This is a genomic window from Calditrichota bacterium, from assembly GCA_014359355.1.
GTDB lineage: Bacteria > Zhuqueibacterota > Zhuqueibacteria > JANLFK01 > Oleimicrobiaceae > Oleimicrobium.
Window position 1 is genome coordinate 1 of the sequence record JACIZP010000346.1, and the last position, 23,779, is coordinate 23,779.

Consider the following 23,779-nt stretch of genomic DNA (forward strand, 5'->3'; position numbering starts at 1 on the left):
CCGTTCACCACGCAGACGTAGGCAATGGCCCCCCGGTAACTGTTGAACATGGAATCGAAAATGAGCGCCTGAAGAGGAGCCGAGACGTCGCCTCGAGGTGGCGGGATGCGAGCAACAACTGCCTCCAGCACCTCGACTACGCCGAGGCCGTGTTTGGCACTCACCAGGAGGATCTCTTGCTCGGCGATGCCGAGGATCTCCACAATCTGGCGTTTGACAAGCTCCACTTGCGCGTTGGAGAGATCGATTTTGTTGATGACTGGCACGATTTCGAGGTCGTTTTCCAAGGCCAGATAGAGGTTGCTAATGGTCTGCGCCTCAACTCCTTGGGCAGCATCCACGACCAGAATGGCCCCTTCGCAGGCTGCCAGGCTGCGCGAAACCTCGTAGGAAAAATCCACGTGGCCAGGGGTGTCGATAAGGTTGAGGGTGTACTGCTGCCCGTCGCGCGCCGTGTAGTGCATGGTCACGGCATGCGACTTGATGGTGATGCCGCGCTCGCGTTCCAAGTCCATGTTGTCCAACACCTGGTCGACCATCTCCTCTCTGCTCAGCGTGCCGGTGAGCTCAAGGAGGCGGTCCGCCAGGGTCGACTTGCCATGGTCGATGTGGGCGATGATGCAAAAGTTGCGAATCTTGTCACTGATCATACACGCTCCAACGGCAAAACGACGCGCCTAATTTATCAAATAACATGCAGGAAATCAACCTCATTGTGCCGGCGTGAGGTGAGCGAGAGGTAAATAGACGTGGCCTTCCGGCGATCCGCTCACTCGGCATTGCGAAACGGCAGGATTTGGTCGTGAGGCTCCGGTGTGTGGTTGTGGCGTCCGGAAAACGCTGAGCGCTGCAGGCTCGATCCTAAGGCGGGCTCAAGCAACCGGTGGAGGAACCGACATACCCCGTGGTGTGCCTGGGTCAACAGCAGACCCTGCCGAGGGCTGGCGCTTCTCTTGTAGCAGTCTTGTGCCGAAGTCGCAGATTGCCGTGGGATGTATCGAGGACGCGCCGCCAGAAAGCAGCCGCTGCCAGAACCGACTTGCCGCAGAAACCTATGCTCGTCGTAGCATGGAAGCCGCACACCCAGCCTTTGGGCGACTCTGGCGCCGAATGGCCACGGTCCCACCGGGGCGGTGGCACTTCTGCCGCTCGGACGAAAAGGGGCCGCCCTCCGACGTCGTGGACTGGGAACCTGTGCCGCGGGCTGGTGTTCGGGGTGATGTCCTCGTTTGTTACCGCGCGCCAGTCGGGATGGTTACCTCACCAGGAGTGCCTTTGTCCAGGACACGTTGCGGTCCGAAGTCAGGCGGCAGAAGTAGAGACCGCTGGGCAGACCGGCTGCCGCCCACTGGACCACGTGGTCGCCGGGCTCGTAGACGCCGCTGAGGAGAGTTGCTACCTTTCGGCCGCGGGCGTCAAAGACCTCCAGGGTGACGTGGCCCACATGGGCCAGCAGCATGTGCATGGTGGCGGTGGCGTTGAAGGGATTGGGGTAAATATGCCCCAACAAGCACTCGCTCGGTGCCAGGGACGCAGCAAGCCCCACGGCTGTGCTGCGTCCCAAGGTGTCGACCTTCGCGACATAGAGATCCGCATTTCCAAGGGAAATGGAATAGAAGGGGTCAGAATTCGCGTCTTTCCATCCCGCAATAAGGATTCCGCCATCGCATGTCGGGATGATCGAATAGGGGTCATCGTTGAGCGGCCACCCCCACCACTTCGTCCACAGGGTGTCGCCTGTGCTGGTGAGGCGAAGGAGCCACCAGTTGTCATAGTTCATCTGCGGTGTCTGTACCCCCTGGGAGTAGGCGGCCAGGTAATATCCACCATCTCTGCTCTGGAAAATGCTCAGCCCTCCGTCGTATCGGTGGGGGTAACCGATGGTCTTGCTCCAGCTGATCTCCCCCTCCTGGTCCAGTTTCACCAGCCAGACGTCAGGGGCGGGAAAAGTGTCGCTCATGCAGGTGGCACCACAGAGTATGGCGCCGCCGTCTTGAGTAGCCGCCTCTTGGCTGAAGATGTTCCTCTTGCCCTGATCAAACACACGGCGTTTGAGCAGATTGCCCGCGGCGTCGATAAGAAAATAGCTGCAGAAGCTTTCCTGGAGCAATTTTCCACAATTGGCAACGCAGCTCGTCGCAGTGAGGAGGTAACCGCCAGACCGGAAGGGAATGATCCCCGTCCCGGCGTCTTCAAAACCGAAGTCATAGGTTCTGGTCCAGAGGGTGTCACCCTGGGCATCCAGCTTCAGGAGCCACACGTCCTTGCCGCCGTTCTGCGTGCCGGAGGACTCGGTGTCGCCCAGAATCATGTAGCTGCCATCCGAGTTCACGAGAATCTCGTTGCCGTTGTCTTCTTTGTTACCGCCGTACCTCTTGTCAATGAGGCAGTTGCCGTCCTGGTCGTACTTGAGGAACCAGAGCTGTCGCCCAAAAGGGGCGTGGTAGCGGGTTCCGGTCAGCAGGAGTTCGTCGTTGGGCCCGAGGGCAATTCCCCATAGGAAGTCGCCTGCTCCCCCAAGTCCGGTACTGCCCACTTGTCGCGTCCACAGCGTGTCGCCGCTTGCAGAGAGCTTGATGATCAGACCGTCGATGTCCCACGGGGTAGCGCCCATGGTGAACCCGCACAGGACATAGTCGCCTGACGGAGTTTCCACTACCCTGCCGGTGGCGAACTCGGCTCGGTCGGGTCGACCGTACTGCCGCTCCCACAAGCTGATCTGGCCTTGGCTTGCTGCCGCTACGCAGATGAACAACAGCAGCGGTGGCAGAAATCTCATGGGAGTGCCCTCCGGTTATCTCAGAATCTGCATCGTCTTGCTCACCACGAAAGGGCCGGCGTGGAGACGACAGAGGTATGACCCGCTGGGTAGCCCCTCAGTGGACAAGACAACACTGTGTTCGCCGGCACGCAGGTCTGCATCCACCACCTTGGCCACGCTGCGGCCGAGAAGGTCGAAAACCTCGAGTTGGACGTGCGCATCCTGCCCAAGAGAGAAGCCAAAAATGGTGGCGGCGCTGAATGGATTCGGATAGTTCTGCCAAAGACGCGGAGCCAGTGGCGAGGAGAAAGCAGTCTTTTCCACGCCGGTGAGCGTTGCGTCGAGCTGAGGCAAGGTGTTGCCGGTGAACGTCCGATCGGCCAGCTCGTAAATCGCCGCAGCCACCGTGACATTAGTCGGAAGAGAGTTGGGGTCAGGTTCGAGTGCCGAGCGGATCGTCAGGTGATCGAGTGGCACGAAGGCGTCGTTGTCCGCCGCCGAGGGAACCGCATGCCCAAGGGCGTGCTCTACGTACGCACGATCGGGGTTGAGACGCACCAGCCGGGCACCCGCCGCACGCAATCCTTCATACTGAGTGAGCACGTGTGGGTGGTCGGGCGCGTTCTGCACGTGGTCGGTCTCTGAGGCGACAACCAGGAACATGAGGTGGGGGAGCAAGCGCACGACTTCGGAGAGCCAACCCTCGGCATTGCGATATTGCCAGAAGGCCTCAGTCTCCGCAGGCGAAGCAATGTGGGAAGGGGGTGGCAGTGGGAGCAGATGCCTTTCTACCGCTTCACGAATGACGCGGTTGGAGTAGTAGACCTTTGCCCCAGCGGGGGTCCCCCACAGATGAGGGTTGAGGACAAAATCGCTTCCGGTGTCCAGTGCGCCGTTGCGGTTGATGTCAAAGTACAGCCCCCCGCGCAGCGCAGGCACCTCGCGAGCTACCTGCAATGTGTCGTCCCAAGTCAACGAACTCATGTCCCACATGCCACTGTTGGGATCGTAAGCCGGATTGACCAAAGGATTGGGGTAGGGGCTCGCGAGACGCCCGCCACACTCGGCGTTGGCCATGCCATCGCCCACCGGCGACTCCCAGTTCACGATCCAGGCGAGTCCGGTGAGCTCGCTCCCGTGTACGCCTGCCACGCCCAGGGTGGCATTGCCGCCGTTGGACCAGCCGACCATGCCGACATTGGTGCTCAGAGGCACAATGGGAGCGACCAGTTCGGCGAGACTCCTGCCGGAGGTGTCGGTGCTCAGGCCGAGGGCAAAACGCACTATGTCGCGGAGAGCCTTCAGGCAGTTGCTGCCGCGCTCATCATAGATGCCGCCACTGGCTGTTGCCCCTGTGCCGCCACCCGGGAAGTTGAAGCGGATCTCGATACAGCCCGACAGCGACCAGGGCGGCGACGCGACAGAAAGGCCTCCCGGGGCAAAGCCGCCCGGAACATGGATGACAACGGGCGCGCCGAGGGAGCCGTAACGGGCGCTTGCCGGCACAGTGATGCGGATGAATATCCCTTGCGCTCCCCCGGCCTCGGAGGCGAGGCGCGTGTCAACTGTGGTCTGGGCCCAACCCTCCGCCACCAGTAGGACGAGAGCAACACAGCCGAGAGAACGCATACCAGCGCACCTCCTTTCGCTTGTCCTGGCGCAGATCAATCGCCTTCTCTATGGCTCCATTCTGACTGCATGCAGAGGGGATGGTGAGGAGGGGGTGGAAGATTGCTCCCTGTCGCGGGCAACAGCTCCACTGTCGGCGTATGTGAGCCGCGCAACGCCCTCCACCGTCACAAGTGCGCCAGGTCCTGTGCGTGCGCTACGGCGCCGCAAAAGGCTGAACGCAGATCCGTCCTTGGCCATGGGGATAGGCAGTCTCATCAGGTTGCCCCTGCGTGCAGCTCAAGACCGCCTGGCCCGGGCGAAGAACTCGCGCAGCGCAGCGAATACCTCATCTGCAGACCCGGTGACGAGCCGGCATTTGGGCAGCGAGCCCAGGAAGACGCTGCCATAGCTTTTCAGGACGACGCGCTTGTCGAAAATGAGCACGCAGCCACGATCAGTCTTGCGGCGAATCAGGCGGCCGAAACCTTGCTTGAACTTGAGGGTGGCCCAGGGCACCGTGTACTCGGTGAACGGGTTGCCGCCCCGGTTCTTGATGGCCTCCACCCGGGCCTCTACCAGCGGTTCAGTGGGAACCTGAAACGGCAGCTTGGTGATAATCACCGACTCCAGCGCCTCACCCTCCACGTCGACACCTTGCCAAAAGCTGTCGGTGCCGAAGAGGACCGAAGTTGTGTCCCTGCGGAAACGCTCCAGCAGACGGTGCCGATCGTCTGCACCTTGCTTTAGGGCCACGATTCCATGCTCCATGAGCAGAGGATCCAATTGGCGGTGGATCTTGTTGAGGAGGCCATAGGAGGTGAAAAGAACGAAGGCCCGCCCCTCGGAGATGAGCAGCGCCCTCAGCACGAGCTCGGCCAGTGCTGCTGCATAGTCATGGTCGCGCGGATCAGGAATGTCCAAAGGGACGCCCAGGAACACCTGTCGCTCGAAGTCAAAAGGCGCAGGGAGCATGAGCTCCAGACGCTTTCCCACCAAGCCGGCGCCGGTGCGCTCATTGAGAAAGTCAAAACTGCCGGCGACCGTCATGGTGGCAGAAGTCATGACCACCGTCTGGAAGCGCTCGAACACCGCCGTCCGCATCATCTGGCCGATTTCCAATGGGGCGCTGAGCAGCCGGACTATGTTTTCTCGCTGTCCCGCTTTTACCTCAATCCAGCGCGTGTGAGTCTCGTCGGAGCCAAAGAGGATGTCTTCGATGGTGTCGGCGGCTGCCTCCAGGCGCTCGCTTGCCGCCCGCAGCTCGATGGCCAGGGAGGAAAAGTCCTCCTCCACGTACCTGCTCGCCCGCTCCAGGATCCCCAAGAGATCTCTTGTCCTGCTGGCGAACTGCCGAAGGCCACCGCAGAGGGCACGCACCTTTTCCTCTCCTTCGCCGGCAAGAAGGAGTCGCTGCGTGATCGGGGTTAAGCGCAGTTTGGCTTCGCCTTCTTGCTCCTCTGCCTGGGAGCGCACGATTTGATAGAGCGACTCCATGGTCGCGCTGTTGTCCTCAAGCAGTTGGTCCGCCAGCGGCACCAGAGTGCGCTCGATGAGGCTTGTGGCTTCCCGCAGGAGCTCCATGGGCAGCACGTCGCTGTGCTTGTGTACCTTGGCGCGCGCCAGGTGGAGAAGCCCTCGATGTTCGTCTTTCCCCGGGCGATGAAAACGGCGGAGCATACGCGCCAGCCCAGCGCGGGTGATGCGGCTGCCGAAGTAGCTGCTCGCCACTTCCTCGATGTTGTGCGCCTCGTCAAAGATAATGTGCCGGTAAGGAGGCAGAACGGCTGCCTCGCCGGTGTTACCGAGTTGATTGCGAACGGCCAGGTCGGCAAAGAGCAGGTGGTGATTGGCGACCAGAATGTGCGCCTGCGCGGCCTGCCGCCGAGCGCGGTTCACAAAGCAGGAGTTAAAGTGCTGACACTTGGCGCGTAGGCACGTGTCGCTCTCGGAGGCGATGGCTTCCCACGTCTCGCTGCGTGGCATCATGGGCAAGTCCGCCCTGCTGCCGTCCTGGGTGACCTTTGTCCAGGCGATAAGCGCTTGCAGTTCGTCGGCGTTCTCTTCGTTGAGGAGCAACTCGGGTTCGCGCTCAAGCTCGGCCACCTTGCGGAGGCAGGCGTAGTTACCCCGGCCCTTGACCAGCACGGCCGTAAACTTTACGCCCAACGCCCGCTGCAAGAAGGGGATGTCCTTCTTGATAATCTGCTCTTGCAGATTGATGGTGTGGGTGGAGACCACACAGCGCTGCTTGTTGCGCACGCTCCAGTAGATGGCCGGCAGCAGATAGGCCAACGTCTTGCCGGTGCCGGTTCCCGCCTCGATGACCGCCAATCGGTGTTCGTTGAAGGCCTGGCACACCGCCTCGATCATCTCCACCTGCTGGGGGCGGTCTTCGTAGCCGGAGAGCTTGGCCGCTATCGGTCCACCGGGCGCGATGAGCGAGGCAATCTCCTCGGGGTCTAAGGGGATTTCTTTCTCGGGAGGGCTCGGCTCGACCACCACGTAGATCTCGTCAACCTCGTTGTTGACGATGTAGAAGGCCACGCCGAGCTGGCCTACGCGCGAGGCCACCGCCAGATCGGCGTCGGAAGGGGTGAGAGGGCCATACGGGTGGTTGTGGATGACCACGTCGCCGGGCTTTGCTAAGCGCGTCGCTGCCGGCACGGCTTCCTGGTTGCCGCGAGCCAGCACCCGCACCTGGCGCACCGTGCCATCATCTTCCGCCTCACCGAGGAAAAAGACCTCGTTCCCGCCGGCATCGGCTATCGCCTGGCGAATAGTAGCGGCGGCCTCCTCGCAAAGGTAGTCTGTAACCTCAACCACAGCCATATCGTCGCATCTCAGCGATCTGACGTGCCGGAAGAGAGGCGGGGCACCCTGCAACTTAGCGCATCACAGGAGCGAAAGCTGCTGCTCTCCGCTGCCCAGCTCCTGAGCGGCAAATCCTTCGGCGCGCAGATACGCCGGGAATTCAGAGAATCCGTGGGTGGTGAAGACCTGTTTTGGCCGCACCTTGCGCACGAATTCGATGAGTTCGTCAAAGTCGGCGTGGTCGCTGAAGGGCAGCGCCTCGTCGGCTCCATAGCGGTACTTGGCAGCCGGGTCTGCTGCCCATCCCGACAGGAGCAGCGTGCGCAGTCGGGGAATAGAACCTACCGAGCGGTAGCGCAGAGCCTGCGGCGGGATGACCAGCACCTCACCGCGCAACGAGCCATAGTCCCATGGTTCGCAGTTGTTGAATTCGATACCAAACTCCCGGTAGATCAGTGCCAGCTCCCACATCGCCGGCCAGGCTTTCACGCGAAACCCATGGTCGCCCAGAAGCTTCATGGCTTCCTGCCCCTTGCCCAAAGAGTATGCAAGAATCGCCGGCACGGCTCCCCAGAGGAGCGTTTCCTCCACAAAATGCACCAGTCCCGCGATCAGAGTGTCCCGGTCCACGAACCTGTATTCTGGCTTGCCAAAAGTGCACTCCATGATGAGGATGTCGGCTTGTGGGATCTCGATCGATTCGGCAGTAGCGCTCTCGCGAAGTTTAAAGTCCCCCGTGTACAAGAGGCTGACCCCGTTGCGTTCGATGCGGATCATGGAGGAGCCAAGGATGTGCCCCGAGGGGAAGAGCTCGATGGTGAAGCCGTCCAGCTCGAACGGTTGGCGATAGGCCAACTCCTGCACCTGCACCTGTCTCTGGCGCTGTTGGAAAAAGCGGGCAGTAGGCGCAGTGGCAATGATGCGATTGTGGCTCTTCAGGTGGTCGGCGTGTCCATGCGAAATGTACGAAAAGTCGACTTTGTGCTCGGCGTCCAACCAGAGCTCCGAGCCGGATAGACGAATGCCCCGGTCGTAGGTAAACAAGCAAGTCCTCCGTCGATGGTACACAGCATGGTGAGTAACGACAGGGTACTTCGAGGCGGTCTTGTGCCTCGATGCAACGAGAAATATACGGAACTCTGCGAACAAAACAAACGGTTTTTGCGCGGTGCTGAGGTGACCCGTCTCCACGTTTGTGAAGAGCGTAACCACTCGGTTTGATGGCGGGCCTCAGAGGAGGTGTGCGGGATCCCTCTTAGGGTGCAAAGGCATTTGTTCAAGCGCACGTCTGCCACCGAAGGGAGCTCCGCCGCCATCTGTGCGAAATGAATGATGAGTTTGCGCGTCAGGCTCCCTTGCGCCGGCGCCTCAGCGCGAGACCGCCCTTCGGAGCGAGGCCTGCGACAAGCTATGCCGCAGTGAGCCGCGTGTGGCGGGGTCTCTCCTGGATAGCAGCCCCATTGGCAAGCGGCCTCCTTGCTCATCAAGGGATGAGCGCGCGCAGCAAGGGGTAGTGCCAGTCGTTGGCATTGCGGTCATAGACGCCGAAACCGGCGCAGAACTCCCAATAGCACCAGCTCATGCCGTACTTTTCTGCCTGCCTGGCGACAAAGCCCGTCCACAGGGCGCGGGAGTTCATGTCCGCCTTGCTGTAGGCACCGAACTCGCCGACGAACAGAGGGCGATTGTGCTGCTCGGCCCACAGCTTGGCCCGCACAAATTCCAGCTCAATGGCGTTCTTCTGCTGCGGGGTGCCGGTCCAGGTCGTGCCCAACCACGCCTGGCTCCCCTGCACCCACTCTGCACCCTGGTGGGTGAACTGGAAGGGGTTATAGTAGTGGAAAGTGACGATGATCCCTCTCTCGTCCTCAGGGAGGCGCAGAGACTCCAGCGCGCCCACTGCGTTCCACTGCCCTGGGCCGATGATCAGGATGCGATAAGGATTGCTGGCCCGCACCGCGGCGATAGCCTCCGGCAAGAGGGTGTTCCACACCTCAGCCGTCAGATTGCCGTTCGGCTCGTTGAGAAGTTCGAAGAAGAGCTCGGCAGGGTAGTCTCGGTAACGCTGAGCAATCTGCCGCCACAGGGAGAGGAATCGCTCCTTGTGGCCGGTCGGGTCTTCCATCATTTCCTCATAGTGGTGGATGTTCAGCACCACTGCCAAGCCGCGGTGCAGAGCCTGGTTAACCGCCCAATCCACGCGCTCTACAAAAGCCGGGTCGATGAGAAACGGCGCCTTGTTGGAGGCGTGCGCGGACCAGCGCACGGGAATCCTCACCGCAGTGAATCCCGCCTCCTTGATCAGCTGGAAATACCTCTCCTCGAGCACCACACCCCAGTCGCCTTCATTGGGGGCCTCGAGCGCATTGCCCAAATTCACCCCTCTGGCCAAAAGGGTATTCTGGACGAAGGGGTCCAGTGGGGACTGCCCGGGGGTAGGCGGAACTTGTGTCTGCAGTGGACTCTTGTCCCTCGCGCAGCAGCACAAGCAGCCGAGAGCCAACAGGGTGGCAACAACCTTCCGGAGACTCCTGTGCATCGCTCTTCCCTCCCATTTGCGGCGGGCATTGCAATCAATTTGCTGATCCACAGGCAATATAGGAGCGGCAGGCCAGATAGTCAAGTGAAATCTGTTCCCCACACTGGGTCAGCAGGACGCGGACGGCTGCAGTCCGGCAAAAATTCGTTGCGTTTTCAGGACAAATTGTTTATCTTGAGGACGCTCAAATTCGTGAAAAGCAGCAAAGGGAGTCATAATCGTGAGCAGCGAAAGATTGATGGTGTCTGTGTCCGGCATCCGTGGCACCGTGGGCGGGAGTCTGACGCCAGAGGTAGTGCTCCGCTATGCGCAGGCGTTCGGCACCATGGTGGGGGATGGCGCAGTAGTGGTGGGCAGAGACTCCCGGGTGACGGGAGAGATGGTCAGACATGCCGTCTGTGCCGGCCTGCTCTCGGTGGGCCGGGATGTCATCGATCTCGGCATTGTGCCTACGCCGACCACGCAACTGGCCGTAGAAAGGCTTCGGGCCAGCGGCGGCATAGTGGTCACGGCCAGCCACAATCCCATTCAATGGAATGCCTTGAAGTTGGTCGCGAGCGACGGCCTCTTCGTTGGTCCCGAGCAAGGGGAGGAGGTGAACAGGCTCGTGCGCCAGGGGCCCATCCCGTTGGCCACCTGGGACCGCGTGGGCAAGGTGCGGTTCTATGAGCGTGCGGTCGCCGACCACGTCGAAGCCATAGAAAAGATCTCCGTGCTTGATGTGGCAGCCATCCGACGCAGAAGATTTCGCGTGGTGGTGGATTGTTGCCACGGGGCGGGTGGCGTGATCATGCCCCTGCTGTGCGAGCGGCTGGGCTGCGAGGCGCATTTCCTCTACCGAGAACCGACCGGGCTGTTTCCGCGCAATCCTGAGCCACGGCCGGAGAACCTCACGGAATTGTGTGCCGCGGTGCGCTCTTTGGGTGCCGACATCGGCTTTGCCGTGGACCCAGATGTGGACCGACTTGCCATTGTCTCGGAAAAGGGGCAACCGCTGGGCGAGGACTATACGCTGGTGCTGGCGGTCAAGCTCATCCTCAGTAAACGCCCGGGCAAGGTGGTGGTGAACGCTTCGACCACCCGCGCCATCGACGATGTGGCAGCGGCGCATGGAGCCGAGGTGGTGCGGGCCAAAGTCGGGGAGGTCAACGTCGCGCTGAAGGCGCGCGAGGTAGGCGCGGTGATTGCCGGCGAGGGCAACGGGGGGGTCATGTTGCCGGAGCTCCACCTGGGCCGCGACGCCCCCGTGGGTGTTGCGCTGACCCTCCAGCATCTGGTGGAGTTCGGCGGCACCATCTCGGAGCTCAACGCAACCTTGCCGCAGTACGAGATGGTCAAAGACAGGGTCGAACTGGCCGCGGGGGTGAATCCAGGAGCAATCGTGCAAAGGCTTGCCCAGGAACATCGCGGCGGAATGTTGGACCTGCTCGATGGCGTGAAGGTCCTCTCCGAGCGATCGTGGGTCCACGTACGCCCATCAAACACCGAGCCGATTATTCGCATCATTGCAGAGGCGCCGAGCGCCGCGCAGGCCCAGTCCCTCGTCGATGAGATGAAGGCGGAGATTGACCGGCTCTTGGCATAGGGAAGGGTATGGCGACCATATCTGACAACGTGCAAAGCTTGGTGGAGCGCGTGGCAGAAGCCTCGTCTCCCTGCAGCGAAGTCACCACGGGCACCTGCACTAACTGCCAGCAGTGCAGCGTGCGGAACCCTGCGGCGGTGGAAGCCATCGTGCGCAGTGGTGCGTCGCGAATAGGAGCAGGTTTGGGGATTGCCAGGCCGGCCGCCGAGCTGGCAAAACTGATCGACCACACCTTGCTGAAGCCTGACGCAAGCAGAGAGCAGATAGTGCGATTGTGCGAAGAGGCGGTGCAATACGGCTTTGCCAGCGTCTGCGTCAACCCGTGTTGGGTGAAGTTGTGTGCCTCAGCCGTACGGGGGTCGGGGGTCTTGGTCTGTTCGGTGGTGGGCTTTCCTCTGGGTGCCAATGTCATGCGGGTCAAGGCAATGGAGGCGGCTCGCGCGGTGCAAGACGGCGCCGACGAAATTGACATGGTCATGAATATCGGCATGCTCAAGTCCGGCGAGCACCGCTACGTGGAGGAGGACATTCGCGGCGTAGTGCGGGCGGCAGCTCCCGCCCACGTCAAAGTCATCATCGAGGCATGCCTGCTCACCGATCGGGAGAAAATCTACGCCTGTCTGTTAGCGCAGAGGGCCGGGGCACATTTTGTGAAGACTTCCACGGGTTTCAGCACGGGCGGGGCCACGGCCGCCGATGTGGCCCTTATGCGGCGGGTGGTGGGGAGCAGCATGGGGGTGAAAGCCGCCGGGGGCATCCGTGACCTGGAGGCCGCCCAGGCCATGGTCGCGGCAGGAGCAAATCGCATTGGCGCCAGCGCCAGCGTCAGCATCGTATCCGGCCAGCAGCCTACCTCCTGAGCGTATGACCGCCCGCGACATCATCAGCCGCAAACGAGACGGCCACAAACTCACCCGCGAGGAGATCGACTACTTTGTCCGGGGCTATGTCAAAGGTCGTATCCCTGACTACCAGATGGCTGCCTTGCTAATGGCCATTTTCCTGCGCGGCATGGACACCCAAGAGACCGCCTGGCTCACCGAGATCATGCTGCATTCTGGAGAGGTGTTGAACTTTGCCAATGTCCCGGGCCCCAAAGTGGACAAACACAGCACCGGCGGCGTGGGCGACAAAGTGTCGCTGGTGTTAGCCCCACTGGTGGCTGCCGCCGGCGTGAAAGTTCCGATGATTTCGGGACGAGGGTTGGGACACACAGGCGGCACCTTGGACAAGTTAGAGGCCATCCCTGGTCTTCGTACTGACCTCGAACCAGAAGCTCTGGCCGAGCAACTGCAGGAGGTGGGGCTGTTTATCGCCGGACAAACTGCTCGCCTGGTGCCAGCCGACCGCAGAATGTATGCCCTGCGCGACGCCACAGCCACGGTTGACTCCATCCCCCTGGTGACGGCCAGTATCCTCAGCAAGAAGCTGGCGGAGGGGATAGACGGCCTTGTCCTGGATGTGAAGACAGGCAAGGGCGCTTTCTTCCAAGAGCATGAACAGGCGGAGGCACTGGCGCGCTCCCTGGTATCGACGGCACAGGAACACAGCTTGCCGACGGTGGCGTTGCTCACCAGCATGGAGCAGCCTTTGGGCCACATGGTCGGCACCTGGCTGGAGACGAAGGAAGCCATTCTTTGCTTACGGGGAGAAGGGGTCCCAGACGTGATGGAAGTCACCCTCGCGCTGGGGGCCGTCATGCTGCTGTTAGCGGGGCGCTGCAGTTCGTGGGACGAAGCGTATGGGAGGCTGCGCCAGGTTCTGGCCAGCGGGGAGGCCTATGAGCGGTTCCTCCGCATGGTGGAGGCGCAAGGGGGCGACCGGGCCGTGATCGATGATCCCGACTCATATCCAGCGCCGCGTTGCGAAGGGGAAGTGCATAGCTTGCGCGAGGGCTTTGTGAGTGCCATCGATGCGCGAGCCGTTGGGGAGGCTGTCTGTCTGCTGGGCGGCGGACGACAGGTGGTGGAGGATGCCATCGACTACAACGCCGGAGTGGTTTTGCACAAGAAAGTGGGTGAACCCGTGCATGTGGGAGATGTGCTTGCGTCTCTTTACTCCAACAAAAGCACAGCGCTCGACGAGGCCGCCCGCATAGTGCGCGAGGCGTTCCGCATCTCCGCGGAGCAGGTCTCTCCGCCCCCTCTGATTCAAGCGCTGATCGATGAGCATGGTGCCCGTCCCTGGCCAGAGGCGTCATTCGCCAAATTCCATAAGGGAGAAGAGCAATGAATCACGGTGCGTGGCTCATTTGGCTGTTTTTGGCCGCGCTCTTCGTGGTGGCCGAGATATTCACCTCAGGCTTCTTCATCATCCTGTTCGCGGCGGGCGCACTGGTGGCTGCGGTGCTGGCCTACGTCGGCCTTGGTCCGGCCTGGCAGTGGGGGGCCTTCGTGGTGACCTCCGCGGCGTTGGTACCCCTTTCCCGCAGGTTGGCCCGCCGCGTGACGAGATCGCAGAGCCCAGGTATCGGGGCAGATCGGTTAGTGGGGCAGACCGGCCTGGTCGTGCAGGAGGTGGACAATGTGAAGAACACCGGCATGGTGCGCGTGGCCAAAGAAGAATGGCGCGCCAGCAGCGCCGATGACGAGATGCTCCCTGCCGGCACAAGAGTTGAGGTGCTGCGCGTGGAGGGCGCGCATCTGGTCGTCCGGAAAAAGCAGAATGGGAGGTGACATGACTGTTCTCTTCGTCCTCGCGGCGTTGGTCGTGTTCATCATTGCGGCCACCGGCATAAAGATCGTCCGTCCTTGGGAGAAGGGGCTCATCGAGCGCCTCGGCAAGTACCAGCGCACCGCCGATAGCGGGCTCACCGTGATCATCCCTTTTCTGGAGAAGATGATCAAGGTGGACATGCGCGAGCAGGTGGTCGATGTGCCGCCTCAAGCAGTGATTACCAAAGACAACGTCGTCGTCCAGGTGGATGCCGTTGTCTACTACGAAGTGACCGACCCAGTGAAGGTGACCTACAACGTTTCGAACTTTTACATCGCTGCCACCAAGCTGGCCCAGACCAACCTGCGTAATCTGGTCGGCGACCTGGCTCTGGACGAGTCGCTCACTTCGCGTGAGGTGATCAACACCAAACTGCGGCAGATCCTCGATGACGCCACCGACAAGTGGGGGACGCGCGTTACCAGAGTCGAATTGCAGCGCATCGAGCCGCCTGCCGACGTCACCGAGGCGATGCACCGGCAGATGAAGGCGGAGCGTGAACGACGCGCCATGATCTTGGAAGCGGAAGGCCAGAAGCGGTCGGCCATCCTCAGGGCAGAGGGCGAAGCAGAGGCCATCAAGAAGGTAGCCGACGCTCAACGCTACCAGAAAGTCACCGTGGCCCAGGGCGAAGCCGAGGCAATCGAGACGGTGTTCGGCGCCATCCACCGCGGCCAGCCTACCAAGGATCTCATTGCCATCCGCTACCTGGAAGCACTGCAGAAAATAGCCGACGGCCAGGCGACCAAGATCTTCCTGCCGTATGAGGCCTCCGGAGTGCTGAGCAGCATCGCCGGGGTGGCAGAGATTCTGAAGGAAAGGGTTGCCGGTCAGCCGCCGGCAAAGTAAACGCCTTGCTCGCTGTGCAGTTGACCGACCTCGCGCTGGCCGTCGCGGTAGTTGGTGCAAAACCATATCGGGAGGAATTGCGATGCCACTTATTCGCCGTGCGTGGACGCCGCGCCAGGCAGACGAATGGAGCAGAGAAGACTGGATCGCCATGCTGTTTTCTGCCCTGTCCTATACGTGCATGGTGGTAGGGGTGGCGCTCAGCCTTCTCCTGCTGCCATGGGGTTTTGTCATCCTGGCGGCCGGCATTGCTTTCACCGCGCTCATGTACTGGGTCATCGACCCCAAGCTGCGGGTTATTTCCACCGAGTACGAGAGGAAGCAGAAGGGACATCTCAAGGATCTTGAGCGCATTCAGCGCTGGGAGGAATCGGCATGAGCAGAGGATTGGCAGTGGTCCTCGGCATGACCATCGCCTACGGGGCATCTCTCGTGGGGATGATCTTTGCGTATTTTTACTACCGCAAATACCGTGGTCGCCAGCAAGGAGAAGCGCACAATGGCTGAGCTGCTCGAACCTGCACGTTTGGGGAGTCCTATCCTTGGTGCTGTGCTGCCTGCGGGGGTCTTCCTTGTCTCGTTTTTGCTGACCTACATGCTCATCAAACGGTTCATGAAAGGCATATAGTCCACAGAACTGCCACTTCCGGTGCATAAGGAGGCACGGCCATGACGAGTCTCTTCGCCCCCTTGGATTGGCTTTGGTTGTTGCTCTTCACCCTCCTGATGGTAGTCTGCGGGGTTTTCTTCTACCGACTTGGCAAGCGTTCGCAGTCCGATTTTTTTCTGGCTGGTCGGGGATTGCCATGGTGGTTGCCTGCCTCTTCAGTCTACGCTACCCACACCGCTACCGACACACCCATCTGGATTGGTGGCGTCATTTACAAGTATGGCCTGGCAGGGCTTTGGTACACCTTCTTCTGCGCGTGGGCGGCGGTCAGTGCTTTCGTTTCCGCGCGGATCTTTCGCCGTTCGCTGGCCTATAGCCAGGCGGAGTGGCAGAGTCTGCGCTTCGGTGGGCTGGGCAGCGAGATGTTGCGCGGGTGGGTAGCCGGCTGGCAGGTCTTCATGAACATGTTCATCCTCGGCTGGGTCGGCATTGCCATGGGCAAGCTGTGTAACGTCTTCTTCGGCTGGCCACTCTGGGTTGGGCTCGTTACGTTCTCGTCGGTGTGTGTCATCTACGTGCTGGCCGCAGGCTATTGGGGGGTGGTCATGGCAGATTTTCAGCAGGGGGTTATTGCGTTTATCATGATCACCATGGTGTCTGCCTGGGGAGTTGCGGCAGCCGGCGGGCCGCGCACTATCGTCAAGCGGCTGCAAGGCATGAACAGCAGTTGTACCTGGACGGTACCGGAGGTGCGCGAGCCGGTGGCAACGGGCTGCGTGCGTGTCAAGGACGCAGCGACGGAGGAGGTGCTTGCTTCCTGCCAGGGCAGTTTCGTGGTTGTGCCCAGAGGGGAAATGAGCCCACAAGGCCCAGCCAATCAGCGGGCCAAGGCGGCGCTTTACGAGGAGGCTGCGCCTGGTCAAGTGCTCTATCCTGCGGTGAACGACACCGTGTGCGCAGGCGAGGCCATCAACATTGTCTGGGCTCCGCAGCGCGCCCGTCGCTTGGTGAAAGTGGAAGCGTCCTTGGACGGTGGGCTCACTTGGCAGACGGTGGAGCAGAGCCACTACCAAGGCCAGCGCTGGCGGCTGAATCCATTGAGCTTCACCGGCATGTTCCGCGGACAGTTTCCGGTGGCGTGGTTCATCACCATGTTGGTGGTGGCACTCCTGGGGGGTTTTGGCATGGGTACCAGCATCGACTGGTACACGGAGGCGCAACGCATCCAGTCGGCAAGAACCGTGCGCGACGCCTCGTACTCCATCTGGGCAGGCACGCTGGCCACGCTCATCCGCAACGCCATGTGGGCGGTGGCCGTACTCGGCTTCTTCGTGCTCTTCCCGCACATCGCGGCGCAAAAGGACTATGAGATGAGCTGGTACATCATCGGCTTCAAGTACCTGCCGGTGGGAATGGTGGGCTTCTTTTTCGCCGGGATTCTGGCCATCCACTTGTCGACCATCTCCACGCACCTGAATCTGGGCGCCATGTATGCTACGCGCGACTTTTACCACCACTACGTCAACCCGCAGGCGAGCGAGCGGCGGCTAGTGTGGGTAGGACGCATTGCCACGCTCGTCGTCCTGGGAGGCTCCTTCGTCTTCGGCCTCATCATCGGCGAGGAGATTACGGCGTGGCTAATCTTCGCCCTGTGGATCATGGCGGCGGGCGTATGGTTGCCGAACATCCTCCAGGTCATCTGGTGGCGATTTAATTCGTGGGGATATCTGAGCGCTTGGGTGGCCAATTTGGGCTTGAGCTGGTTGGTGGTCTGGGTGCTGCCACGCTTTGGGGTCATCCCTGAGCTGCCCGACTATTTGCAGTTTTGGTCGCTGATCGTCCTCAATGCCCTCATCTACGTGCCGGTCACCTTGCTGACCAAACCCGAGGACATGGACCACCTGGTGAAGTATTACGTGATGTCGCGGCCAATCGGCTTCTGGGGTCCTGTCAAGCGCGAGGCGCTGCGTCGAGGCTTGCTGTGAGAAATGCTTCACCGCTGGCTGGGAGGTGGATTGCCCATGCAAAACGCGGTCTTTCTGAGGGGCGAGCGAGTCCATCTCAGGCCGGTTGACCTTGATGCCGACCTGGAGCTGTTCTATCGCGGGGAGAATGACCCCGTGGTGCGGGATGCCTTGTTTCTGGCCTTTCCTGAAACGCGCGAGGCACTGCGGGCGCGCCTCAGCCGTCAGCTGGAGAGCCGCGAGGCGATTCTGTTCACCATTTGCAGCAATGAGCCGCCTCAGGCGGTGGGGGTCACGGCCTTTTTCCGCGTGGACTATGTGAGCCGCGCCGCTGTCTTCTACCTGGCGCTGCTTGACCCCAGCGCTTGGTCGAAGGGCTATGGCGGCGAGGCAACGCGGCTCATGGTCGACTATGCGTTTGCCACCTTGAATCTCCACCGTATTCAGCTGCATGTCTGTGCAGAAAACGCGCCAGCCATTCGCATCTATGAGAAGGCCGGTTTCGTGAAGGAGGGCGTATTGCGTCAGGCTATGTACCGGCGCGGCGGGTACGTGGATTTCTGGGTGATGGGCATCCTGCGGGAGGATTGGCAGAAGTAGCGCAGGCTTGAGCCTGAGACGACAGGGTGGAGAGGTGAGCGCTCTGTGCAGCTGCTTGGCGTTGGACTCATGCGAAGTGCGTGTGGCCCCGCCCATGGCGTGCTCTCGCGCCTGTCGGACGAGCGGCTGCAGCTCGTGTCTCGGGCCTCCAGGCTGGTGCATTGCCCATTAGTTTCATGCGGTGGGAGTCACCGCGAGGCCGTGCCGCCAAGATAGCGGCGCATTGCGAAGGTGAGACGTTGAAAACGACAAAGGAACCTCCATGGCAGAACAAGCCGCCAACGCGCTGGAGATGACCACTCGTTTCTCCTTTGCCCGGCAACTCACTCTGCTGGACTGGGGGATCATCGTCGCTTTCCTTGTGCTTTCGGTGCTGATAGGGCTCTACTTTTCCCGGCGGGGCACGCGTACCATGGCCGACTACTTTGCCTCGGGCCAGGGTGTGCCATGGTGGCTGCTGGGCACGTCGATGGTCGCCACGACTTTCGCCGCCGACACGCCACTGGCCATCAGCGGACTTGTGGTGAAGCAAGGCATCTGGGGGAACTGGTTCTGGTGGTCGCAGGTGCCCATGTTCGTCATCGGGGTGTTCTTCTTCTCGCGGCTGTGGCGACGGGCGCGCATCATCACCGACACCGAGCTGGTGAGCCTGCGCTATTCCGGTCGACCGGCGCGCATCCTGCGCGGCTTCCGCGCCCTCTACTTTGCCCTGCCGTACAACTGCCTGATCATGGGGTGGGTCAACCTGTCCATGACCAAGATCATGGGTCTCACCTTCAACATCCCGAAGAACATCGCCGTGCCGGCGTGCATCTTGATTACCATGCTCTACTCGGCCGTCTCGGGCCTGTGGGGGGTGTTGGTGACCGACTTTTTCCAGTTCTTCTTGGCCATGGGGATGACTATCTTTCTGGCGATCTACGCCGTCGCCCACGTTGGCGGGATGGGCACGCTGCTCAGCGAGCTCCCTCGGCTGTACGGGCCTCAGAAGGCGGCCTCCATGCTCAGCGTCGTCCCCTCCACTGCCAGTGGCCAGGACTTTTCCATCTTCCTTCTCTACATTCTGCTCCTCTGGTGGACGGTGGGCAACACCGATGGCGGGGCCTATTTTGCCCAGCGGATGATTTCCGCAAAGAACGAGCGCCACGCGTTTCTGGGTTACCTGTGGTTCAACATCGCCCACTTTTGCCTGCGTCCTTGGCCGTGGATTGTGGTGGGCATCGTGGCCGCGGTGCGCTTCCCGGGCATCATCAATCCGCATACGAACGCGCCTGACCCGGAGGTGGGGTACATCGCGGTGATGCTGGACCTCCTGCGGCCGGGCCTTTTGGGCCTGATGCTTGCCTCGTTTTTGGCGGCCTTCATGTCCACCATCGCCACGCAGATCAATTGGGGTGCTTCCTACCTGGTCAACGACTTCTACAGGCCCTTCGTGCGGCGGCACGCCAACGAGCGTCACTACGTGGTGATGGGCGTGCTGGCCACTGCCCTCATGGCGATTCTCGGCGGCGCGGTGACCTTTCTCATGAACGACATCTTCAAGGCGTGGCTGCTGTTTTCGGCAATCGTCGCGGGGATCGGCATCGTGTACATCTGCAGGTGGTATTGGTGGCGAGTAAACGCCTGGTCGGAAATGTCGGCCATCCTCGCCATCCTGGCGGTGGTAGCGTTGGTGCTGTTCGTGCCCAACGTGACCACCGTGCGCCTGGTGTTGCAAACGGCGGTCGGGCTGACCCTGGCGGTGCTGGCGTGGTTCGTTCTGACCAAGCCAGGCGAAGCCCAGGAAAACTGGGGAGGCGTTGTCGCTGCGCTGCTCTCGGGATTCGTCGCCTTGTGGGTAGTGAGCAAGTTCACGCTGCCAGCCCGGCAGTTCCCCTGGACGCTGCTCTACACAGTCCCTGTGTCGCTCGTCGTCTGGCTCACCACCACGCTTGTGACCAAGCCCGTGGACATGGCCAATCTGCTGGAATTCTACCGGCGGGTGCAGCCAGGAGGCCCCGGGTGGAAGAAGGTCGCCGCCATGGCCCAGGGACCACCAGCGCAGGAGAGTGTCGCCGAGAGCCTTTTCAATCGCCGCAATGTGCTTGGCGCCCTCCTGGGCATAGTGGCAGTGTACGCGGCACTCATGGGCATTGGCAAGTTGGTCCTGGGAGCGACTGCGATAGGCCTGGCTCTTCTCGCGTTGACGGCGGTGTGTTTCTGGGGGGTGGCCAGGCTATTGGCGCACGAGCGATGGGCAGAGCCGGTTCGGTAGCCGCTCGATCTTGTCTCATCTGGAGGGAATGCACATGTACTCTCGCCGCGAGTTCTTCGGCATAATGGCGGTTCCTGCGGCTGCTGCGGCCGTAGTTGCCCTCGACCCCCTCGGGGTGCGACGGGCGTTGGCCGCCTTAGCTGGATACTCCGGCTCCCCGCAACAGGCGGCGGCAGACGAACTCCTCTGGTTCGAGGTGCAGCAAGCCTTCGCGGTGGACCGCACATTGATCAACCTCAACAATGGGGCGGTCTCGCCCTCTCCAACCACGGTGATGGAGGCGCTGAAGCGGCACTGGGAGTTTGGGAACAAGGCCCCCTGCTACACGATGTGGCAGGTCTTGGAGCCACAGCGTGAACCTGTGCGACGGCAGCTTGCTGCCGCTTTTGGCTGCGATCCGGAGGAGATGGCTCTCACACGCAACGCCTCGGAAGGGTTGCAGATCTGTCAGTTCGGGCTGGACCTGAAACGGGGAGACGAAGTGCTGACCACCACGCAGGACTATCCGCGCATGCTCACGACGTGGAGGCAGCGCGAGCGACGCGAAGGGATCGTGCTGCGGCAGATTTCCCTCCCCGTGCCGGCAGAAGATCCAGACGAAGTCGTCTCCTTGTTCGCGGAGCACCTTACCCCTCGGGTGAAGGCAGTCCTCATTTGCCACGTCATCAACCTCACCGGTCAGATTCTGCCCGTCAAGAAGATCGTGCACTTGGCACGGGCCAAAGGGGTGCCGGTAATTGTCGATGGCGCACACGCCTTTGCGCACCTCGACTTTACGCACGCCGATCTGGATTGCGACTACTACGCGACCAGTCTGCACAAGTGGCTCTGTGCGCCCCATGGAACCGGCTTCCTGTACGTGCGCCGCGACAAGATCCGCAGCCTGTGGCCGCTGATGGCCGCACCTGCAGACATGGACGACAACATCCGCAAGTTCGAAGAGATCGGCACGCACCCTGCAGCGCCCTACCTGGCAATTGCGGAAGCACTGACTCTGCACCAGGGCATCGGCCCGAAGCGAAAGGAGGCGCGGCTCATTTATTTGCGCGACCGCTGGGCGAGGCGGCTTGCTCAACACGAGCGCGTGCGGCTGCACACGAGCCTCAAACCCGGCGTCGCCAGTGGGCTCGGTACGTTCCAGGTGGAAGGGATCGATTCTGGGCAACTGGCGCAGTACCTGTGGGACAGGCACCGCATCCTCGTGGCGGGCATCAAACATCCAGAGTTCGAAGGGATCCGGGTGAGCCCGAGCATCTACACGACTGTGGAGGAAATCGACCGTTTCTGCGAGGCCGTGGAACGAGTGATCAAGCACGGGCTGCCTAAATCGTGAGGCAGACCAGGTCAAACGCAACTCAAGGAGGGTTCCTCATGCAAAGGCACATGTGTCTTGTGTTGGCGGCAGCTTTGGTGGGGATGCTGTGCATTTCTGGGGTGGCTCAGGAGGAAACCCACCCCTTTTCCGTCCACGACATGCTGGCTATGGACCGCATTTCCGATCCCCAGGTGTCGCCCGACGGCAAGTGGGTGGCCTTTACGGTGCGCACCACCGACTTGGAGGCCAACCGCGGCCGCACCGACATTTGGATGGTGGGCACCGACGGCAGCGGGCTGCGCCGCCTTACCACCCACCCGGCCTCAGACTACAACCCGCGATGGTCCTCCTGTGGCAAGTACATCTGGTTCATCTCCACGCGTTCCGGCTCAGCGCAGGTCTGGGTAATCCCTGTCTCCGGTGGAGAGGCGACGCAGAAGACGTACCTCCCCTTGGACGTCGCCAACTTGGTGGTGTCGCCCTATGGCAAGTATTTGGCGTTCACCATGGAGGTCTTTCCCGACTGCCAGAGCGTGGAGTGCACCAAGAGCAGGCTCGACTCCATCGCAGCGCGCAAGGCCACTGGCCGCATCTATGAACGCCTGTTCGTTCGCCACTGGGATACTTGGAAGGACGGGCGTCGTTCCCACCTGTTCGTCATGTCCATCAAGGATGGCGAGGTGCGCGACTTGATGCCTGGCATGGATGCGGATACGCCGTCACGTCCCTTTGGCGGGCCGGAGGAGATCGCCTTCGCGCCGGACAATGCCGGACTGGTCTTCTCCGCCAAGAACGTGGGGCGCGAAGAGGCATGGTCGACCAATTTTGATCTGTTCTACGTGCCGATCGACGGCTCCGAGCCCCCGCGCAACCTCACCGCAGACAATCGTGCCACGGATACCATGCCGGTTTTTTCGCCGGATGGCAAGACGCTCGCCTACCTGGCTATGTCGCGGCCGGGCTACGAGGCCGATCGGTTTCGCATCATGCTCCGCCCTTGGCCCGAGGGGCGTGCTAAGACGTTGACCGAGAGCTGGGACCGCTCGCCGAACTCGCTCTGCTGGTCGAAGGATGGCAAGTACCTCTATGTCACTGCCGCCAATCTGGGCCAGACGTCCCTCTTTGCCGTCGACGTCTCCTCAGGCAAAGTGCGCACGCTTGTCGAACAGGGAACCGTCAGCTCGCCGTGCACGGCAGATGAGCAGATCGTCTACGGGCTGGACCATTTGCAGTCACCCGTGGAACTGTACGTCGTCAATGCTGACGGCAGCAATCCGCGGCCCATCACAGCGCTCAATGCGAAAAAGGTGGCAGCGGCACGCATGGGCGATTTTGAGCAGTTTACCTTCAAGGGCTGGAACGACGAGAAGGTTTATTGCTACGTCGTCAAGCCGGTGGACTTTGACCCCAACAAGCGCTACCCGGTGGCCTTCCTCATTCACGGGGGGCCGCAAGGTTCTTTCGGTAACCACTTCCACTACCGCTGGAACCCACAGGCCTACGCCGGCGCAGGCTATGCAGCAGTGATGGTCGATTTCCACGGCTCCACCGGCTACGGGCAGGTGTTTTGCGACGCTATCCGCGGCGACTGGGGTGGCAAGCCGTTAGTCGACCTGCAGAAGGGGCTTGCCGCAGCCCTCAAACGCTACCCCTGGATGGATGGCGACCGCGTGGCCGCCCTGGGCGCCTCCTTCGGGGGCTACATGATCAATTGGATTGCCGGCAACTGGCCGGACCGCTTCCGCTGTCTGGTCTGCCATGACGGCAACTTGGATGAGCGCATGGCCTACTTTGATACCGAAGAGCTCTGGTTCCCGGAGTGGGACCATGTTGGCACACCCTGGGATAACCCGAAGGGCTATGAGCTGCACAACCCGGTGAACTTTGTCAAGAATTGGAAGACGCCGATGTTGGTCATCCACGGGGCCCTGGACTTTCGGGTGACGGAGACACAAGGGCTGGGGACGTTCAATGCCCTGCAACGCCGGGGCATCCCCAGCAAGCTGCTCTACTTTCCCGATGAAAACCACTGGGTGCTGAAGCCCCACAACTCCATCCTTTGGCATGAAACGGTGCTGGGCTGGTTGGACCAGTGGTGCAAGAAATGAGGTGGCCTCTCCGGGCCCTATGAAGCAAATCCTCAGGGGGCCAGGCGGCGTGGCTGC

The 23,779-nt window shown here is 61.4% G+C and carries 17 protein-coding genes; 11 read left to right on the forward strand and 6 right to left on the reverse strand.

The features are described 5' to 3' along the window. The 6 genes from H5U38_14595 to H5U38_14620 all read right to left on the reverse strand — a co-directional run. The coding region (locus tag H5U38_14595; protein ID MBC7188250.1) for a GTP-binding protein at positions 1-650 on the reverse strand (650 nt) is incomplete at its 3' end. 605 nt (positions 651-1,255) lie between these two features. Next, entirely contained in the window at positions 1,256-2,779 is a 1,524-nt protein-coding gene (locus H5U38_14600; GenBank protein ID MBC7188251.1) for a T9SS type A sorting domain-containing protein, read from the reverse strand. 15 nt (positions 2,780-2,794) lie between these two features. Continuing rightward, positions 2,795-4,390 carry a T9SS type A sorting domain-containing protein gene (locus H5U38_14605; GenBank protein MBC7188252.1) on the reverse strand — a complete coding sequence of 532 codons (1,596 nt, stop codon included), beginning with the start codon at positions 4,388-4,390 and terminating at the stop codon, positions 2,795-2,797. Between the two features lie 279 nt (positions 4,391-4,669). After that, positions 4,670-7,201, reverse strand: a complete 2,532-nt coding sequence (locus H5U38_14610) for a DEAD/DEAH box helicase (protein ID MBC7188253.1) — start codon at positions 7,199-7,201, stop codon at positions 4,670-4,672. A 63-nt stretch (positions 7,202-7,264) separates the two neighbouring features. Further along, positions 7,265-8,227 (reverse strand): MBL fold metallo-hydrolase, encoded by a 963-nt coding sequence (locus tag H5U38_14615; GenBank protein MBC7188254.1) that lies wholly within the window; start codon positions 8,225-8,227, stop codon positions 7,265-7,267. A 439-nt stretch (positions 8,228-8,666) separates the two neighbouring features. Continuing rightward, entirely contained in the window at positions 8,667-9,722 is a 1,056-nt protein-coding gene (locus H5U38_14620) for a glycoside hydrolase family 5 protein (protein ID MBC7188255.1), read from the reverse strand. A gap of 238 nt (positions 9,723-9,960) precedes the next feature. Here H5U38_14620 and glmM point away from each other — a divergent pair, with 238 nt between their 5' ends. From glmM to H5U38_14675, 11 genes are all read left to right on the forward strand, one after another. Continuing rightward, positions 9,961-11,307, forward strand: a complete 1,347-nt coding sequence (glmM, locus tag H5U38_14625) for a phosphoglucosamine mutase (protein MBC7188256.1) — start codon at positions 9,961-9,963, stop codon at positions 11,305-11,307. Between the two features lie 8 nt (positions 11,308-11,315). Then, complete coding sequence (deoC, locus tag H5U38_14630; GenBank protein MBC7188257.1) at positions 11,316-12,167, forward strand: deoxyribose-phosphate aldolase; 852 nt, start codon at positions 11,316-11,318, stop codon at positions 12,165-12,167. Between the two features lie 4 nt (positions 12,168-12,171). After that, positions 12,172-13,539 carry a thymidine phosphorylase gene (locus tag H5U38_14635; GenBank protein ID MBC7188258.1) on the forward strand — a complete coding sequence of 456 codons (1,368 nt, stop codon included), beginning with the start codon at positions 12,172-12,174 and terminating at the stop codon, positions 13,537-13,539. After that, the gene (locus H5U38_14640) at positions 13,536-13,982 is read left to right on the forward strand and encodes an NfeD family protein (protein ID MBC7188259.1); all 447 of its coding nucleotides are present in this window, start codon (positions 13,536-13,538) and stop codon (positions 13,980-13,982) included. The genes H5U38_14635 and H5U38_14640 overlap by 4 nt, the downstream gene beginning before the upstream one ends. A 1-nt stretch (position 13,983) precedes the next feature. Beyond that, a complete protein-coding gene (locus H5U38_14645) occupies positions 13,984-14,871 on the forward strand; it encodes an SPFH/Band 7/PHB domain protein (GenBank protein MBC7188260.1) in 888 nt (295 codons plus the stop codon). 82 nt (positions 14,872-14,953) lie between these two features. Beyond that, positions 14,954-15,250 carry a hypothetical protein gene (locus H5U38_14650; protein MBC7188261.1) on the forward strand — a complete coding sequence of 99 codons (297 nt, stop codon included), beginning with the start codon at positions 14,954-14,956 and terminating at the stop codon, positions 15,248-15,250. Positions 15,251-15,540: 290 nt separating this feature from the next. Next, positions 15,541-17,466 (forward strand): sodium:solute symporter, encoded by a 1,926-nt coding sequence (locus H5U38_14655; protein MBC7188262.1) that lies wholly within the window; start codon positions 15,541-15,543, stop codon positions 17,464-17,466. Between the two features lie 36 nt (positions 17,467-17,502). After that, complete coding sequence (locus H5U38_14660; protein MBC7188263.1) at positions 17,503-18,045, forward strand: GNAT family N-acetyltransferase; 543 nt, start codon at positions 17,503-17,505, stop codon at positions 18,043-18,045. Between the two features lie 262 nt (positions 18,046-18,307). Next, complete coding sequence (locus tag H5U38_14665) at positions 18,308-20,299, forward strand: Na+:solute symporter (GenBank protein MBC7188264.1); 1,992 nt, start codon at positions 18,308-18,310, stop codon at positions 20,297-20,299. Between the two features lie 28 nt (positions 20,300-20,327). Beyond that, positions 20,328-21,632 carry an aminotransferase class V-fold PLP-dependent enzyme gene (locus H5U38_14670; GenBank protein MBC7188265.1) on the forward strand — a complete coding sequence of 435 codons (1,305 nt, stop codon included), beginning with the start codon at positions 20,328-20,330 and terminating at the stop codon, positions 21,630-21,632. 50 nt (positions 21,633-21,682) lie between these two features. Beyond that, the gene (locus tag H5U38_14675; protein ID MBC7188266.1) at positions 21,683-23,722 is read left to right on the forward strand and encodes a S9 family peptidase; all 2,040 of its coding nucleotides are present in this window, start codon (positions 21,683-21,685) and stop codon (positions 23,720-23,722) included. Positions 23,723-23,779 lie beyond the last annotated feature (57 nt).